General features: G+C 57.4%; 13 protein-coding genes. 10 read left to right on the top strand and 3 right to left on the bottom strand.

Annotated elements, in window-relative coordinates:
* Nucleotides 1–21: 21 nt before the first annotated feature.
* Entirely contained in the window at nucleotides 22–939 is a 918-nt protein-coding gene (locus AC6I77_RS18250; RefSeq protein ID WP_497817196.1) for a sugar ABC transporter substrate-binding protein, read from the bottom strand.
* A gap of 419 nt (nucleotides 940–1358) precedes the next feature.
* On the opposite strand from AC6I77_RS18250, the gene AC6I77_RS18245 reads away from it, so the two are divergent.
* Nucleotides 1359–2750: an MFS transporter gene (locus AC6I77_RS18245; protein WP_003852073.1), complete on the top strand. Its 1392-nt coding sequence runs from the start codon at nucleotides 1359–1361 to the stop codon at nucleotides 2748–2750.
* A gap of 500 nt (nucleotides 2751–3250) precedes the next feature.
* Here the strand turns inward: AC6I77_RS18245 and AC6I77_RS18240 are convergent, their stop codons facing one another.
* Nucleotides 3251–4228, bottom strand: a complete 978-nt coding sequence (locus AC6I77_RS18240) for a hypothetical protein (RefSeq protein ID WP_497817195.1) — start codon at nucleotides 4226–4228, stop codon at nucleotides 3251–3253.
* Between the two features lie 471 nt (nucleotides 4229–4699).
* On the opposite strand from AC6I77_RS18240, the gene AC6I77_RS18235 reads away from it, so the two are divergent.
* From AC6I77_RS18235 to AC6I77_RS18205, 7 genes are all read left to right on the top strand, one after another.
* Nucleotides 4700–5866, top strand: coding sequence for an HD-GYP domain-containing protein (locus tag AC6I77_RS18235; RefSeq protein ID WP_497817194.1), 1167 nt, complete (start codon nucleotides 4700–4702; stop codon nucleotides 5864–5866).
* Nucleotides 5867–5974: 108 nt separating this feature from the next.
* Nucleotides 5975–6064 carry a K(+)-transporting ATPase subunit F gene (gene kdpF / locus AC6I77_RS18230; protein ID WP_010253443.1) on the top strand — a complete coding sequence of 30 codons (90 nt, stop codon included), beginning with the start codon at nucleotides 5975–5977 and terminating at the stop codon, nucleotides 6062–6064.
* Nucleotides 6064–7752, top strand: coding sequence for a potassium-transporting ATPase subunit KdpA (gene kdpA / locus AC6I77_RS18225; protein ID WP_003852084.1), 1689 nt, complete (start codon nucleotides 6064–6066; stop codon nucleotides 7750–7752). The genes kdpF and kdpA overlap by 1 nt, the downstream gene beginning before the upstream one ends.
* Complete coding sequence (gene kdpB / locus AC6I77_RS18220; RefSeq protein WP_105099943.1) at nucleotides 7749–9797, top strand: potassium-transporting ATPase subunit KdpB; 2049 nt, start codon at nucleotides 7749–7751, stop codon at nucleotides 9795–9797. The genes kdpA and kdpB overlap by 4 nt, the downstream gene beginning before the upstream one ends.
* A gap of 10 nt (nucleotides 9798–9807) precedes the next feature.
* A complete protein-coding gene (gene kdpC, locus AC6I77_RS18215) occupies nucleotides 9808–10374 on the top strand; it encodes a potassium-transporting ATPase subunit KdpC (protein ID WP_039661149.1) in 567 nt (188 codons plus the stop codon).
* Nucleotides 10375–10390: 16 nt separating this feature from the next.
* Nucleotides 10391–13066 (top strand): two-component system sensor histidine kinase KdpD, encoded by a 2676-nt coding sequence (gene kdpD / locus AC6I77_RS18210; protein WP_497817193.1) that lies wholly within the window; start codon nucleotides 10391–10393, stop codon nucleotides 13064–13066.
* 54 nt (nucleotides 13067–13120) lie between these two features.
* A complete protein-coding gene (locus AC6I77_RS18205) occupies nucleotides 13121–13618 on the top strand; it encodes a TIGR00645 family protein (RefSeq protein WP_003852093.1) in 498 nt (165 codons plus the stop codon).
* Between the two features lie 38 nt (nucleotides 13619–13656).
* On the opposite strand, the gene AC6I77_RS18200 is transcribed toward AC6I77_RS18205, so the two are convergent.
* Nucleotides 13657–14625 carry a LysR family transcriptional regulator gene (locus AC6I77_RS18200; protein ID WP_003852095.1) on the bottom strand — a complete coding sequence of 323 codons (969 nt, stop codon included), beginning with the start codon at nucleotides 14623–14625 and terminating at the stop codon, nucleotides 13657–13659.
* 93 nt (nucleotides 14626–14718) lie between these two features.
* Here AC6I77_RS18200 and AC6I77_RS18195 point away from each other — a divergent pair, with 93 nt between their 5' ends.
* Entirely contained in the window at nucleotides 14719–15921 is a 1203-nt protein-coding gene (locus tag AC6I77_RS18195; protein WP_008926326.1) for an MFS transporter, read from the top strand.
* A 61-nt stretch (nucleotides 15922–15982) separates the two neighbouring features.
* A complete protein-coding gene (locus AC6I77_RS18190) occupies nucleotides 15983–17329 on the top strand; it encodes a cation:proton antiporter (RefSeq protein WP_003852099.1) in 1347 nt (448 codons plus the stop codon).
* Nucleotides 17330–17339 lie beyond the last annotated feature (10 nt).

Here is a 17339-nt window from a genome sequence, read left to right as displayed (position 1 = left end):
TCACGGCCGCTCCGTGTTGCATTACGGATTTTTATTGCTGTAGTGCTGCATATTCTGCTTCGTTACCAGCTCAAACGGGATCCACTGGTGAGAATCTACCTTCTGGCCTTTGATCATCTGCTGCGCCACTTCAACCGATTTTTTGCCCTGACCCACGGCATCCTGGAACACGGTTACGGCCAGTTTACCGCTGGCCAGCGCTTTCAGGCCATCCGGCGTGGCATCAATCCCGCCCACCAGAATGGTTTTCTTCGGCTTCGACTGAGCAATGGCCATCGTGGCGCCAATTGCCATTTCGTCGTTGTTCGCGGCGACAATATCGATATCCTCACCGTTCGACAGCCAGTTGAGCATTAAATCCATCCCCTCATTGCGTGCATAGTTAGCGGTCTGCTTCAGCACCACTTTCATATTGGGATACTTCGCCACCACCTGCTCCACATCTTTGGTGCGCTGAAGCGCGCCCGCATCGCTGAGGTTGCCGATCATGATGGCGACGTTGCCACGGTAACCGGCCTGCTTTGCCAGCGCTTCCATCTGCAACGTGCCTGACTCGCGCTCGTCAGAGCCAACAAACACCACGCCTGGCGGCAGGGTTTTATCGCCCGGTGAGCGGTTAACATAGACCAGTGGAATATGGGCCTGCTGCGCCAGTTTTGTCAGGGCTGGCGTACTGGCAGAGTCCACCGGGTCGACAATAATCGCATCCACCCCGGCGCTGATAAAGCTCTGCACCTGATCGGTCTGACGCCCTACGTCGCCACGTGCATCATCGAACTGCGCCTCCAGCTGGCGCACTTTAGCCTCTTTCTCAATCGACTGGCGGATGATGGTCAGGAAGTTCTGGTCGAAATAGGCCATCGAGACACCTATCTTCTCAGCCAGCGCCGGTGTTGAAAGAGAGAGCAGACAGAGTATTGCCCATGCATGTTTTTTCATTAGAGGCTCCCGAGGTTACCGGATGGAATGGAATTTTCATTTATTATAAAAATGGAAAGGCAGGATCATTTGCAGATTAGAAACTGCCATCAGGTTTGACAACCGGTCCTTTTCACTCTTGCTAGCGCCGCCACATTTTGCCGTAAAATCGCCTTGTCATAGCGGTCAGCGCGGGGGAAATCCCCGACCTGGTGCACACTCTGCAGTAGTGAGCCGCAGCTTTTCGCGCTTTTGTGCAGTGCCGCACGGGCAGTTGTGAGGATTGTCAGAAAACCGTTTAATCGGGCCAGACGATCCTGACATCTGCACAGTGACCCATCGTTAGCCTCCTATCTATATTTCCAGAAGCGGGAATTCTCAGCGTTATTCCTGAAAAAAACCTCGTGGCGCAACCTGCCGCTTTTTAAGGAATTCAGCTCATGCCTAAAGAACAAACGCCTCAACGGACGACCCATGTCCGCATCGGGATCCTCTGCCTGATCCTGTTTCTGTCGGTTGTGGCTTACGCCGACCGCTCGATCCTCTCGATCTCCGGGTCGGCAATCAAAGAGGAGTTCGGTCTGTCAGCGATCCAGCTGGGATTGATCCTCTCTGCTTTCAGCTGGGCCTATGTCATCGGTCAGATTCCTGGCGGACTGTTGCTTGACCGCTTCGGGGCCAAAAAAGTGTATGGCGTTACACTGGCGCTCTGGTCAGTTTCAACGCTGGCGATGGGATTTGTGGGCGAGTTCTCCAGCGGCATGACCGGCGCGCTGATGCTGATGTTTGGGCTGCGCTTTATGCTGGGACTCATAGAGGCACCCAGCTTTCCCGCTAATGCGCGCGTGGTCATTATGTGGTTTCCGGGCGCAGAACGGGGACGCGCATCATCGCTGTTCAGCTCGGCGCAATATTTTGCTGTCGCTATCTTCTCGCCGCTTTCAGGCTGGCTGGTCTCGCGCTTTGGCTGGGAATGGCCATTCTTTGTGCTGGGCGGCATCGGTCTGGTGGCGGTCCTGGTCTGGGCGGCCTGGATGCGCGAGCCACGTAACCACCCCGGCGTATCGGAAAGTGAATTGCGCCACATTGTCGACGGTGGCGCGCTGGTGGATATCGATGCGGCGCAGACGCTGAAAGCACGACCACCGGTCAGCAAAGCGATGTTCAGAAAGCTGCTCACCAATCGCATGCTCTGGTGCGCCTATCTCGGTCAGTACTGCATCATTGCGCTCAGCTACTTCTTTATTACCTGGTTTCCAATCTATCTGGTGCAGGCGCGCGGCATGAACATCATGGAAGCGGGATTCGCCACTATTGCGCCAGCGCTGTTCGGTTTTCTGGGCGGCATCAGTGGCGGTTACCTGTCAGACAAGTTAATCGCCCGAGGCTGGAGCGTCTCCTGGGCGCGTAAAACGCCCTATATCGTCGGCATGCTGATGGCGTCCAGCCTGGTGCTGGCAGCGATCATTCCTGGTAACGGCGGCATCATCGCCATTATGTCCTTCGCCTTTTTTGGCAAAGGCATCGCGGCTGGCGCAGGCACCTGGACGGTGATCAGTGATACCGCACCCAAAGAGGCGGTGGGTCTGGCGGGGTCCATTTTTAACGGCATCGGCAATATTGCCGGTTTCACCACGCCGCTGCTGTTCGGCATCATCGTTGGGCTGACCGGTAGCTACAGCATTGGACTGGCGTTTGTGGCGGCACACTGCGTGGTCGCGGCGCTGCTGTTCCTGCTGGTGATGGGGCCGATTGAACGCGTCGGCGAAGAGACCGGACGCCCGGCATCATTTAACAATCAGGAGAAAGAAGATGGCATTAAAGCAATGTAAAGTGCTGAACAAAGGGAAATTTCTGCCACCGCAGCTGATTGAGAATATCGAAAAAACGTTTACTGTGTTTCGGTTGGGCTGGCGGGATCTAAAGAAAGGCCCTTAGTTGGGCCATTAACTGTTAAGGTAAAAGCAGTCCAAAGATAGCAAATAAGATATAGCATGAGGTAGCGGCAAACCAAAAAAAAGAATAAATCTTCATCCAGGGAGATATCTTCTGTTTATTATTTTCAAAGAAATCATAGCCAGAATCATTGATGGCAAGGTAGCTTATTTTCTGTCTGCGACTTAATTTTATGAAAAACCGTAAAACCGGAAAAACTCCGAAGAAGCCAGTCGTATAATAAAAGGAGCAGGGGCCGGGGAAATTATATTTCTCTCTGTAAGAAGAGACCAGGTTATAATAATCCTGTCGTTTGATTAAATATATTATAAGCGACAGAATCAGAAGGCCGCATCCCAGCCCACCAAAAAATAATGAAGTACCAGCCAGCAATTTATTAGTTATCATAATATTCTGCAACTTTATTAATTATAGTTTCGACGCCTGAACTACCTGCAATACCACCGGCGACCGACCCTACAACTGCACATGCAACACCACCAGCGCCCGCTGTTGCTATTCCAATAGCCGCACAGCCAGCTAACGCGGCAGAGCTGCCCCAAACACCACCCAACATCCCTCCACCTGTAGTGAGAGCAAACTTTGAGTAGTCTTTAACGGCAATCTTCCCACATTCATCCTCGCGCCCTTTGCTGCATGCATCAACCACATCATTAGTCGTGCCTGCAAAAGCGAATCCAATCCCGATGAGTCCGCCAGTCTTTAAAAAACGCGCAGCTCTGGCTGCATTACCGACATAGTATGAATACCCTGGAATGCCACCTATTCCAACAGTAGACCATTCATGCACTATCGAGCGGCTGGAGAGATTTAATGCGCGCTTCATATTGTCATACTGCTGGAATTTTACAGTATACCGTGCAAGGGATTTTAACAGCGGCTTATTGACCAGCTCTTTAAGCTGCTGTAATAGCTGATTGCGTTCAACAAAGAACTGCTGGCCTATCAGAGAACCCTGCGTGCGGAACTGATTCTGGAAGCTGACTTCGATTTTTTTCAGAGTTTGTTTAATAGCATTAAAATATTTTTCACCCGCATCTCCTGGAGTGCTAAAAATCTTGTCTCCAGCACCTGTCAGTGCGGCAATCGTTCCATAATGTTTTTGCATAAAACTGGCGTCATCGTCGTTCACACCAATCAATGCCGCATTAGTTTTATTCTTAGCCTGACGGAGCGTTGTTAGCAACTGCATTGTAAGCTGAGGGGATGTATCGGAGTCAGCCACAATCAGGATTTGCCCTGGCTTAAGATACGGCGTATCTGCATTAAGTTTCATAAACAGGCTGGTAGCGGGTGAACGTGTATCTCTGAACAGTTCCCGCGCCTGATATTCAAGTGTTCCGGGACATTCCACTACACAATATCCGGGGGGCTAAGTTCTTCGCCATGCATCTATTCTCCGTCATTTAAAACAGGGTTATGATCCTATTATTAGTACCATTGGTAAGTAAAAAATATGCGTCATAAATATAAATAATTCTATTGAGTTACGCAAAAACTATTGTTTAGGGTTACGAGTGGTTTCGTTACACTGACTGAGAGTGTTCGAATCTTTACTCTTGCACTCAAGACGATCCATCAAGTCATAAATAATCCGTTTAACGATCTGGCTGTTAAGGGAAAATCCATAATCTTCCATGGATGATTATGGATTTGTTGTCCCGCTCAGTCTGGACCTGAACAACGATTTATCGTTCTGTCTGAAGAGTTCGCCTCTCCTCTGACCGCTCTCCCGACCCCAGACTTCGCACAAAACAGCCTGAAGAAAATCAGCCCGGCTGCCGATATCACCTTATCCCAACCGTTAATGTTAAGGAGTGATAGCGTGATTAAGCTGATTACCATTGATGAGTTGCGCCCGGGGATGTTTATCCACAAGCTGGAAGTCTGGTGGATAAAAGAGCAGCGCATTCATAATCAGATGCTGATCACCGATCCACGACAAATTGCCACGCTACGCAGCGAAGGGATCCGCCAGCTCTGGATCGACCTCGATCGATCGGTTCAGACGCCGATCGCCACCACGGTCGCAAAAAGAACCATTGGCCGCACTCCGTTTTTTCAGGAAATGGATCAGGCGCAGTTGATCTTCCAGCAGGGCAAACCGAAAGTGCGGGCGATGTTCAACGAAGCGCGGCTGGGTAACGGCCTGAAGCTCGATTATATGATGGACCTGGTGGATGAAATCGCCGGATCGATCACGCGTGAACCCTCCGCCATGCTGAGCGTGGCGCGGCTGAAAAATCATGATGACTACACCTATCTGCACTCTATGGCGGTCTGCGGGCTGATGATTGCGCTGGGTAAAAAACTCGGGCTGGATGAGCAGCAGCTGCGCCGGGTGGGCATGGGCGGTTTACTGCATGATGTCGGCAAAGCGGCTGTGCCACTGGCGATCCTGAACAAAGCGGGCAAGCTGACTGAAGAGGAGTTCAGGGTGATGCGTGAGCATCCGGTGGTCGGCACGCAGATGCTGATAGAGGCCAACGCTGACGACGATCTGCTCGATATCGCTCTTCATCATCATGAAAAATATGATGGCAGCGGCTATCCGCACCGCCTGAAAGGCGAGGCGATTTCGTTCTACGCCCGCATGGCGGCGGTGTGTGATGTTTATGATGCGGTGACCTCGACCCGCTCCTATCGCAACGGCTGGACACCCGCAGAGGCGATGCACCAGATGCTGAGCTGGCGCGGCCATTTCGATCCTGGCTTGCTGCACACCTTCGTACGCACCATTGGCATCTATCCGGTGGGATCGCTGGTGCGTCTGGCTTCCGGCCGGGTGGCGCTGGTGGTGAAAGCAGGCGAAAAATCGCTGATGCGGCCCTGCGTGCATGTCTTCTGGTCGCTGCACGCCCAGCGTGAAATGAAGCCGGAAGAGCTCGACCTCGGCGACAGCTTCTGCACCGACAGTATTGTGGGTGCAGAGGACAGTAAGCTGTGGGACAACGTCGATCTCAATCGTATCTGGGCGCTGGAAGTCGCCTGATTTTTCGCCATTTTTACACTATTTTTACGCCCGCCCGCTGCATTTTAACCCCGTCTTTATACGCCTCCGCGCAAGCTAAGCCATAAATCCAATCCTCTGGAGGTTCCTGTGAGCGTGGGCGTAATAACCGGCATTGTGCTGGTGGTGTTGTTACTGGGCTATCTGATCTATGCCCTGTTAAATGCGGAGGCCTTCTGATGGCGGCCAATGCTTTTTTACTCATCGCATTTTATCTGGTGCTGCTGATGGTACTGGCGCAGCCGCTCGGACGGGGTCTGGCCTCGTTAGTGGCGGACAAGCCGGTGTTTGCCCGCCTGGAAACGCCACTGTGGCGCCTGCTGGGCGCGCAGGCGTCGGACATGCGCTGGCCGCACTACCTGCTGGCGATTCTGCTGTTCAACGCGCTGGGTTTCGTGGTGCTGCTGTCTATATTGCTGCTGCAGGGCTCGCTGCCGCTGAATCCTCAGCAGCTGCCTGGCCTGAGCTGGCATCTGGCGCTGAACACTGCCGTGAGCTTCGTGACCAACACCAACTGGCAGGCTTACAGTGGCGAAAGCACCCTGAGCTATTTCAGTCAGATGGTGGGCCTGACGGTGCAGAACTTCCTCTCTGCCGCGACCGGTATCGCCGTGGCCTTTGCGCTGATCCGTGGCTTCGCCAATCGCAGCTCTGCGACCCTGGGTAACGCCTGGCGCGATCTGACCCGCATCACGCTCTACGTCTTACTGCCGATCAGCCTGCTGATGGCGCTGTTTTTTGTCAGTCAGGGCAGCATCCAGAACTTCTCGCCTTATCACAGCTTCTCCACGCTGGAAGGCGTGCAGCAGACGCTGTCGATGGGACCGGTGGCGTCGCAGGAAGCGATCAAAATGCTGGGTACCAATGGTGGCGGCTTCTTTAACGCCAACTCCGCCCATCCGTTTGAGAACCCGACGGTGCTGACGAATCTGGTGCAGATGCTGAGCATCTTCCTGATCCCGGCAGCGCTCTGCTTCGCGTTTGGCGAAAGTGTGCGTGACCGTCGTCAGGGCCACATGCTGCTGTGGGCGATGACGCTGATGTTTGTGGCGGCGGTCGCCGTCGTGATGTGGGCCGAACTGCAGGGCAACCCGCATTTCCTCCAGCTGGGGGCCGACAGCGCCATCAACATGGAAGGTAAAGAGACACGCTTTGGCATCCTTAACAGCAGCCTGTTCGCGGTCATTACCACTTCTGCCTCCTGCGGTGCGGTGAATGCCATGCATGACTCCTTTACCGCGCTGGGCGGCATGGTGCCGATGTGGCTGATGCAGCTGGGCGAGGTGGTATTTGGCGGTGTTGGTGCCGGCCTCTACGGCATGCTGCTGTTTGTACTGCTGGCGGTCTTTATTGCCGGACTGATGATTGGCCGTACCCCGGAGTTCCTGGGTAAAAAAGTCGATGTGTGGGAAATGAAAATGACCGCACTGGCGATTCTGGTTACCCCGGCGCTGGTGCTGATTGGCACTGCACTGGCGATGATGACCGACGCCGGGCGCAGCGCGATGGCAAACCCGGGCATCCACGGCTTCAGTGAAGTGCTCTATGCGGTCTCTTCGGCTTCCAATAACAACGGCAGTGCCTTTGCCGGACTGAGTGCCAACACGCCGTTCTGGAACCTGTTACTGGCTGTCTGCATGCTGCTGGGCCGTTTCGGCATCATCATCCCGGTGATGGCGATTGCCGGTGCGATGGCGGTTAAAAAAGTGCAGCCGGTAGGTAACGGCACACTGCCAACTCACGGTCCGCTGTTTATTGCACTGCTGATCGGCACCGTGCTGCTGGTGGGTGCACTGACCTTTATTCCTGCTCTGGCGCTGGGCCCGGTGGCTGAGCATCTGCAACTTGTTCAGGGACAATCCTCATGAGTCGTCAACAACAGGCGTTATTTGACGCAGCCCTGCTGCGTACCTCGGCCTGGGATGCGGTGAAAAAGCTCGATCCCCGGGTACAGTTCCGTAACCCGGTGATGTTTGTGGTCTACCTCGGCAGCATCCTCACCTCGCTGCTGGCGGTGGGCATGCTGACCGGGCGCATCAACGGCAGCGCCAGCTTTACCGGGGCGATTGCGGTCTGGCTCTGGTTCACCGTGCTGTTCGCCAACCTGGCAGAGGCGCTGGCAGAAGGGCGCAGCAAGGCCCAGGCAAGCAGCCTGAAAGGCGTCAAAAAGACCAGCTTTGCCAAAAAACTCTCAGCGGCGCGCTATGGTGCCGAGTGGCAGCAGGTCAGTGCCGATGCGCTGCGCAAAGGCGATGCGGTGCTGGTAGAAGCGGGCGATATCATTCCCTGTGACGGTGAAGTGATGGAGGGCGGTGCCTCAGTGGATGAGAGCGCCATTACCGGTGAATCTGCACCCGTAATCCGTGAGTCAGGGGGTGACTTTGCTTCCGTGACGGGCGGTACCCGTATTCTCTCTGACTGGCTGGTGATCACCTGTAGCGCCAACCCGGGCGAAACCTTCCTTGACCGGATGATCGCCATGGTGGAAGGCGCAAAACGCCGCAAAACGCCAAATGAGATCGCCCTGACCATCCTGCTGGTATCACTGACCATCGTGTTCCTGCTGGCGACCGTGACGCTCTGGCCGTTCTCGGCATGGGGCGGCACACCGGTCAGCGTCACGGTACTGGTGGCACTGCTGGTCTGTCTGATCCCGACCACTATCGGCGGCCTGCTGTCGGCGATTGGCGTGGCGGGGATGAGCCGGATGCTGGGTGCAAACGTCATCGCGACCAGCGGTCGTGCGGTGGAAGCCGCAGGGGATGTGGATGTGCTGATGCTGGACAAAACCGGCACCATCACGCTGGGTAACCGTCAGGCGACCCAGTTCCTGCCCGCGCCAGGCGTCAGCGAAGAGCAGCTGGCGGACGCCGCGCAGCTCGCCTCGCTGGCCGATGAGACGCCGGAAGGCCGCAGCATCGTGGTACTGGCGAAACAGCGATTTAACCTGCGTGAACGCGATCTCAGCAGCATGGACGCCAGCTTTATTCCGTTCTCAGCCCAGACCCGCATGAGTGGCGTGAATGTGCAGGATCGGCTGATCCGCAAAGGCGCGGTCGATGCCGTTCGCCGTCATATCGAAGCGAACCATGGTCGTTTCCCTGCGGAAGTGAATGCGCAGGTGGAAGAGGTGGCTCGCAGTGGCGGCACGCCGCTGGTGGTGTCAGAAGGCGCAAATGTGCTGGGTGTGGTGGCGCTGAAAGATATCGTGAAAGGCGGCATCAAAGAGCGCTTTGCCGAACTGCGCAAAATGGGTATTAAAACGGTGATGATCACCGGTGATAACCCACTGACCGCCGCGGCGATTGCCGCAGAAGCGGGCGTAGATGACTTCCTGTCAGAGGCCACACCAGAAGCCAAACTGGCGCTGATCCGTCAGTATCAGGCCGAAGGCCGTTTAGTGGCGATGACCGGTGACGGCACCAACGATGCGCCAGCACTGGCGCAGGCGGATGTGGCGGTGGCGATGAACTCCGGGACCCAGGCGGCGAAAGAGGCGGGCAACATGGTCGACCTCGACTCTAACCCGACCAAGCTACTGGAAGTGGTGCACATCGGTAAACAGATGCTGATGACGCGCGGTTCGCTGACCACCTTCAGTATTGCCAACGACGTGGCGAAATATTTCGCCATTATCCCGGCGGCGTTTGCGGCGACCTATCCGCAGCTCAACATGCTTAACGTGATGCAGCTGCACTCGCCCGCCAGCGCAATCCTGTCGGCGGTGATCTTTAACGCCCTGGTGATTGTCTTCCTGATCCCGCTGGCCCTGAAAGGCGTCAGCTACCGCCCACTGAGCGCCGCTGCGCTGCTGCGCCGCAACCTGCTGATTTATGGTCTGGGTGGCCTGCTGGTGCCGTTTGTCGGCATCAAAGCGATCGATCTGCTGTTAGTGTTTTCAGGCATGGCCTGAGGAGAGAAAAATGAGTCAGTTACGTCCGGCAATTTTACTGTTGTTGCTGCTTACGCTTGTCACCGGCGTGGTTTATCCTTTGCTTACTACTGGTCTGGCGCAATGGCTGTTTCCGTCCCAGTCCAGCGGCTCGCTACTGGAGGAAGATGGCGTGGCGCGCGGGTCAGCACTGATTGGCCAGAATTTTACCCAGCCCAACTATTTCTGGGGCCGCCCTTCAGCCACAGGCGATAAACCCTATAACCCGCTCTCCTCAGGCGGCAGCAACCTGGCCGCCAGCAATCCGGCGCTGGATAAAGCGGTAGCCGATCGCGTCGCTGCGCTGCGGGCCGCGAACCCGCAGGCATCGGCTGCCGTGCCGGTCGAGCTGGTCACTGCCTCAGCCAGCGGGCTGGACCCGGATATTTCGCCGGAGGCCGCGCGCTGGCAGGCGCCGCGTGTCGCCGCCAGCCGCAAGGTGCCGGTGGCGCAGGTCGAGGCGCTGATTGAAAAGATGACGCATCGTCCACTGATGCCATTCCTCGGCACACCGACAATCAACGTGTTGCAGCTGAATATGGCGCTCAACGAACTGTAATGGTGTTAAGGAAGCGATGAACCACGAACCCCAGCGTCCCGATCCCGACGCGCTGCTGCAGGCTAACCGCGAAACGCATCGCGGGCAGCTGAAAATTTACTTTGGTGCCTGTGCTGGCGTGGGCAAAACCTACGCCATGCTGCAGGAGGCACAGCGGCTGCGTGCGCAGGGTCTGGATGTGCTGATTGGCGTGGTAGAGACCCACGAACGGCCGGAAACCGCACAGCTGCTGACAGGATTAACCCTGCTGCCGCGTCGCGCGACCGGCCGCTCGCGTCATGCAGAGTTTGATCTCGATGCCGCGCTGGCCCGCCATCCTGCCGTCATCCTGATGGATGAGCTGGCGCACACCAACGTTAAGGGCTCGCGCCATCCCAAGCGCTGGCAGGATATCGAGGAGCTGCTGGAAGCGGGCATCGACGTCCTGACCACCGTCAACGTGCAGCATCTTGAGAGCCTCAACGATGTGGTCGGCGGCGTCACCGGCATTCAGGTGCGCGAAACCGTGCCCGATCCCTTTTTTGACAGTGCCGACGAAGTGGTGCTGGTCGATCTGCCGCCTGACGATCTGCGCCAGCGATTGAAAGAGGGCAAAGTTTATATTGGCGATCGTGCTGAGCGCGCCATCGAAAACTTTTTCCGTAAAGGTAACCTCTTCGCCCTGCGTGAGCTGGCGCTGCGCCGCACCGCCGATCGGGTAGACGATCAGATGCGCGCCTGGCGCGATCAGCAGGGACGGGATCGGGTCTGGCACACCCGCGACGCTATCCTGCTCTGTATTGGCGACGACAGCGGCAGTGAAAAGCTGGTGCGCACCGCAGCCCGACTGGCGGCGCGACTGGGCAGCGAATGGCACGCGGTCTATGTTGAAACGCCCCGGCTCAACCGGCTGCCGGAAGCACGGCGACGGGCCATCCTGCGCACATTACAGCTGGCACAGGAGCTGGGCGCGGAAACCGCCACCCTTTCTGAACCGGATGAAGCGGAAGCGGTGCTGGGTTATGCCCGCGAACACAATCTGGGCAAAATCGTCACTGGCCGTCGCCCACTCCGGCGCTGGCGGCGTGACAGTTTTGCTGAACGACTGGGCCAGCTTGGCCCGGATCTCGATCTGCTGGTCGTGGCGCTGGATGAGCCACTGAAAGATGCGCCGCATCCGCTGCCGGATGGTCGTGTTAACAGCGAAAAATGGCACATTCAGCTGCGCGGCGTGATGATGGCGCTGGTGCTCTGCATCCTGGTGACCGCAGCCGGGCAATCGGTGCTGATCAATTTCGATCCCGCCAACTGCGTGATGATCTACCTGCTGGCGGTGGTGATCGTGGCACTACGCTATGGCCGCTGGCCGTCGGTGATCGCCACGGTGATAAATATCGTCGCCTTCGACCTCTTCTTTGTGGCCCCCACCGGCACGGTGGCGGTCTCCGACCTGCAATACCTGGTGACCTTTGGCGTGATGCTGGCGGTCGGCGTGATTGTCGGGAATCTTACGGCAGGCGTGCGCTATCAGGCGCGGGTGGCGCGCTACCGCGAGCAGCGGGCGCGTCAGCTCTATGAGATGGCGAAATCGCTGGGCAGCGCGTTGACACCGCAGGATATCGCCGCCACCAGCCAGCGTGTGCTCGACGCCACGCTACAGGCGCGCTGCCTGCTGCTGCTGCCCGATGAGCAGGGCGAGCTGAAAGCGGTGGGCGATGCGTTACCGGCCAGCGAGCCGGATCGCGCGATTGCTAAATGGAGTTACAGCAAAGGCCAGCCTGCAGGCGCGGGCACCGATACCTTACCGGCAGTGCCTTATCAGATCCTGCCGCTGAAAAGCGGCGCGCAGTGCCGGGGATTGCTGGTGGTGGAGCCGCAGAACCTGCGTCAGCTGATGATTCCTGAGCAGCAGCGGCTGGTGGAAACCTTTACGGTGCTGATCGCCAATGCCCTGGAGCGGATGGCGCTGTCTCACAGCGAGGCAGCGTCCCGTCTCTCAGCTGAGCGTGAACAGCTGCGCAATGCGTTGCTGTCGGCGCTGTCACACGACCTGCGCACCCCGCTGACCGTACTGTTTGGTCAGGCAGAAATGCTGATGCTTGACCTGGCCAGTGACAACTCAAAATATGTGCCGCAGGCCAGCCAGATTCGCGAGCAGACGCTCAGCACCATCCGGCTGGTAAGCAACATGCTGGATATGGCGCGCATTCAGTCGGGCGGCCTCAATCTGCGGGAAGAGTGGCTGGCGCTGGAAGAGGTGATTGGTGGGGCGCTGAGCAGCATGGCACCCTCGCTCAAGGGGCATGAGGTCCAGCTCGACCTGCCGGATGACATCGTGCTGATCAAAGGGGACAGCACGCTGCTGGAGCGGGTTTTCACTAACCTGATAGAGAACAGCCTGAAGTATGCCGGTAATAGCGCGCCACGCGGCATCCGCGCCTGGCGTGCAGCATCACGACTGGAAATTGCGGTCTGGGATGGCGGACCCGGCATTGCCGAAGAGGATTTAACCCGGATATTCGATAAGTTCTGGCGCGGCAATAAAGAGTCGGCGGTGCCGGGCGTCGGGCTGGGTCTGGCGATCTGTAAAACCATTATCGAGAGCCATGGCGGCCAGATCTGGGCCGAAAACCGGCCCGAAGGTGGCGCGGCATTTCGTCTCTCGCTGCCGCTGCCGCCCGCCCCTGAAATTTCTGACGAAGGGCTGAAATAACTTCACAGTGGATCAGTTATACTGCCGGTCCTGTTTGATTATTCGTGGGATTGTATGGAACGTTTTACCGAAAACCTGATGTATGCATCGCGCTGGTTGCTGGCTCCGGTTTACATTGGACTTTCGCTGGGATTACTGGCGCTGACCATTAAATTTTTCCAGGAAATTTTCCACCTGCTGCCCAACATTTTCAGCATTGCGGAAAACGATCTGATTCTTCTGCTGCTCTCACTGGTGGATATGACGCTGGTTGGCGGCCTGCTGGTGATGGTAATGCTGTCGGGTTATGAGAACTTCATCTCTAAACTCGACATCGACGAAGACAAAGAGAAGCTGAGCTGGCTGGGCAAGATGGACTCCGGCTCGCTGAAAAACAAAGTCGCTGCCTCCATCGTTGCCATCTCGTCGATTCACCTGCTGCGGGTGTTCATGGAAGCGCGTAATGTCGAAAACGACAAACTCATGTGGTACGTGATTATCCACCTGACCTTTGTGCTCTCTGCCTTTGTGATGGGCTGGCTGGACAAAATGTCGCGCTACGATAAAAAGTAAAATATCCCCCTGGTGGCCCGCTGACGCGGGCCTCTGCGTTATCCCTGCCGATCTGTTTTCCCTGAACGACCTGCTGGCTGCGACGCCGGACGCGTGCCCGCCAGCTGCGGCATCACCTCTTTAATCATCGCAAAAAAGTGTTGCAGCCTGGCCGGGTAGTAACTCGCCCAGGGATAAGTCAGCCACACCGGCAGCGGTGGTGCCTGCCACGCAGGCACCAGCTGAACCAGGTCGCCATCGGCTAAATCTTCCTGTACCGCCCAGGAGGAGACAATTGCCGCACCCATGCCCGCCAGCGCCGCTTTGCGCACCGCATACAAACTGTCACTGCTCAGCCGTGGCGTAATCGCCAGATTCACCGGCTGGCCATCGTCAATCTTTTGCAATGCCACTTCGTTACGGTAAAAACTGGTGAGGGCCAGCCATGGCAGATCTCGCAGCTGTTCAATCTGCGCTATGGGCGGATACTGTGCCAGCAGGTGCGGGGCCGCCACCACAATGCGCGGCACTTCGGCCAGCAGAACCGCCACCACCGAGGGATCGGTTGGCGCACCGACCTGAATGGCGCAGTCGACATTCTCGGCCATAAAGTCGGGTGTGCGATCGTTCAGCATCCACTCAATATTGAGCCGGGGATAGCGATGCAGATAGTCCACCAGTGGGGCGATCAGCTGATCCTGACCAAAGGCGTGCGGGGCACGAACCCGCAGTGTACCGACCGGATCGGCACTGGCGCCGGTCAGCTCATCTTCCAGCGTATGCCAGGTCGCCAGCAGCTGCCGTGCCTGGGCGTAGCAGCGTTCACCATCATCGGTGAGTTTCAGCGCATGCGTGGTGCGCAGGATCAGCTTCAGCCCCAGCCGCTGCTCAAGGGTCTGCAGCCGACGACTGACGGTAGGTTGTGTCGTACCCAGCTGGGCCGCGGCGGCCGATAAGCTGCCACTCTCGACGATACGGATAAAGGTCTGCATCAGGTCGATGCGATCGCTGCTGTTAGGATTGTTCATACGTACCACGCATAACGGTTTTGCCTGATATCAGTCTACCGCGTATAACCGCGATGCGCTTTAATGGTTGTACGAAATGAAGAGGATTACAGCATGTCAGCCATATCAACCCAGACTCAAAATGAATCGCTCTCCACACCGCTGGTGTTTACCCTGGCCGCGGGTGCCGGACTCAGCGTTGCGTCGATTTACTACAGCCAGCCGATGCTGGATATCATCAGCAAACAGTTTAACGCAGGCATTGGCGCAGTCGGTATGGTGCCGATGCTGACCCAGGCGGGCTATGCCCTGGGCATTCTGCTGCTGGCGCCACTGGGCGATCGTCATGACCGTCGCACCATTATCTTTATCAAAGGCTTACTGCTGGTGGCAGCGCTGCTGCTGTGTGGTTTTTCCGGTGGGCTCAGCGCGCTGCTGATTGCCAGTTTTATCACCGGCCTGACGGCTACGGTGGCGCAGGATATTGTGCCTGCATCGGCGGCGCTGGCCCCGGAACGCAGCCGGGGTAAAACGGTCGGCACGGTGATGACCGGGCTGCTGGTTGGCATCCTCTTGTCGCGGGTGGTCAGTGGGGTGGTGGCGGAGTATTTCGGCTGGCGCACCATGTATATGATTGCCGCGCTGGCGGTGCTGCTGATTACGCTGACGCTGTGGCGTGTGCTGCCGCGCTTCACACCAGGCACCTCGGTAAGCTACCCGCGCCTGCTGCTGTCGCTGGTGCATTTGTGGCGCCACCACCAGACGCTGCGCCGGGCCGCGCTGGCTCAGGGTCTGCTGTCAGTGGCCTTCAGCGCCTTCTGGTCGACACTGGCATTAATGCTTAGCGACCGCTTTCATCTGGACAGTGCCGTTGCCGGAGCCTTTGGTTTAGCCGGTGCAGCGGGCGCCATGGCGGCACCGCTGGCGGGCAGTTTTGCTGACCGCATTGGTCCGGCAAGGGTCACGCAGGCGGGTGCCGCGCTGGTAACGATCTCTTTTGCGCTGATGTTCCTGCTGCCATTACTGCCCATGCCGGCGCAGCTGGCGCTGATAGTCGTCTGTACTATCGGCTTTGATTTAGGCGTACAGGCCACGCTGGTGGCGCATCAGACGCTGGTCTACGGCCTGGCCCCGGAAGCACGTAGTCGCCTTAATGCCCTGCTGTTTACCGTGGTGTTTATCGGTATGGCGACCGGTGCGGCGCTGGGCAGTCTGGCGCTGGCACACTGGGGCTGGAATGGCGTGGTTGCACTCGCCACCATAGCTGGTGCAGCCGCTGTCGCGGTCCGCTTCGCCAGTCGTCACCTGAAAAACTGACACCTCGCCCGTCAAAAAATGTGCCAGGCTTATTCATAAACCCGAAATATTCTGGAGTGTTATGAACTTTTTAGCCTGGACAGCAGCGACGGGCGGCCTCCTGCTGCTGATGTCGCTGGCTTCCGGTTGGATTCACCGGGGGCCAGTTACCTCATTTGGCCTGTTTCTGATCGCGGGTATGCTGTGCGGCCCGTGGGGATTTGATGTTATCCACCTTGATATCGTTACCCATTCCGAAGCCGTGGCCCACATCACTGAAATCACCATGGCAGCCTCGCTGTTTATCACCGGTCTCAAGCTGCGTCAGCCGCTGCAGAATAACTGCTGGCACACCGGGCTGAAGCTGGCCTTTCCCGCCATGTTGCTCACCGTCGCCGCAATGACCCTGCTGGCACACTTCCTGGTGGGATTAGACTGGCCGATTGCGCTGGCGTTTGGGGCGATTGTCGCGCCGACCGATCCGGTGCTGGCGAGCTTAATCTCGGTCAATGATGCACAGGATGATGATTCACTTCGCGTGGCAATATCCAGCGAGGCGGGCATGAACGACGGCTCCGCGCTGCCACTGCTGATGCTGGCGCTGCTGCTGTTCAATGGCGAAAGCCTGAATGGCGCGATGCTGGCGCACTGGGGCGCGGTCGAAGTGCTCTGGGCGATTGGCGGCGGGCTTGTCATCGGGTTTGTCCTGGGGCAGTTGATCGGCATGCTGGCGACCCGACTGCGCAATGCCAATGGCGATGTCGCACCCAATGATTTTCTGGCGCTGGCGCTGATAGCACTGAGTTATTCACTGGTGGAGTGGCTGGGTGCTTCCGGCTTCCTTGCAGCCTTTGCCGCCGGGCTGGGATTACGCCGCGCAGAACTGGGCGTGTTCCGTCGCCATCAGCCGGACGATCTCTCTGACGACGAGCGGATATTGCCCTCTGAGGCGCTGGTAAATCCTAACATGCGTCTGGCGCATCAGGGCGGCACGAATATGGTCAAATCGATTGGGTTTGTAGTAGGCGACGCCCTCTCTTTTGGCGATACTATTGAACGTTTACTGGCGGCTGGCATGATGGTGGTGCTGGGCGTCACACTGGCGCAGCACTGGAACATCTACGGCGTGCTGATTGGCCTGGTGCTGTTTGCGGTGGTGCGACCGCTGGCCGTCTGGCTGGTAACAATGCGAGCCGGACTGCCGCTGGGGCAGCGCCTGCTGATTGGCTGGCTGGGCATCCGGGGAATTGGCAGTCTGAACTACATCGCCTATGCCTGGACGCACGGGATGCAAGGCCCGCAGATGGAAATTATGACCAATATGGCGTTAACGCTGGTGGTCTGCAGCGTGGTGGTTCACGGCACCACCGTGACGCCGCTGCTGAACTGGCGTCAGAAGCGCCTCGAAGCCCTTCAGCGCAAGGTTTAACCCGAACGAA

It is taken from the genome of Pantoea sp. X-Soil-ISGK-259, from assembly GCF_059730705.1.
The sequence above is the reverse complement of the archived record's forward strand: the minus strand, read 5'-3'. Positions and strand labels throughout refer to the sequence as shown.

Excerpts from the sequence above, each read along its gene's own strand:
- kdpA (WP_003852084.1), top strand. The coding sequence starts at position 6,064 with ATGGCGGCCAATGCTTTTTTACTCATCGCATTTTATCTGGTGCTGCTG.
- AC6I77_RS18200 (WP_003852095.1), bottom strand. The coding sequence starts at position 14,625 with ATGAACAATCCTAACAGCAGCGATCGCATCGACCTGATGCAGACCTTT.
- AC6I77_RS18195 (WP_008926326.1), top strand. The coding sequence starts at position 14,719 with ATGTCAGCCATATCAACCCAGACTCAAAATGAATCGCTCTCCACACCG.
- kdpD (WP_497817193.1), top strand. The coding sequence starts at position 10,391 with ATGAACCACGAACCCCAGCGTCCCGATCCCGACGCGCTGCTGCAGGCT.
- AC6I77_RS18250 (WP_497817196.1), bottom strand. The coding sequence starts at position 939 with ATGAAAAAACATGCATGGGCAATACTCTGTCTGCTCTCTCTTTCAACA.
- AC6I77_RS18205 (WP_003852093.1), top strand. The coding sequence starts at position 13,121 with ATGGAACGTTTTACCGAAAACCTGATGTATGCATCGCGCTGGTTGCTG.
- AC6I77_RS18190 (WP_003852099.1), top strand. The coding sequence starts at position 15,983 with ATGAACTTTTTAGCCTGGACAGCAGCGACGGGCGGCCTCCTGCTGCTG.
- AC6I77_RS18245 (WP_003852073.1), top strand. The coding sequence starts at position 1,359 with ATGCCTAAAGAACAAACGCCTCAACGGACGACCCATGTCCGCATCGGG.
- kdpC (WP_039661149.1), top strand. The coding sequence starts at position 9,808 with ATGAGTCAGTTACGTCCGGCAATTTTACTGTTGTTGCTGCTTACGCTT.
- kdpB (WP_105099943.1), top strand. The coding sequence starts at position 7,749 with ATGAGTCGTCAACAACAGGCGTTATTTGACGCAGCCCTGCTGCGTACC.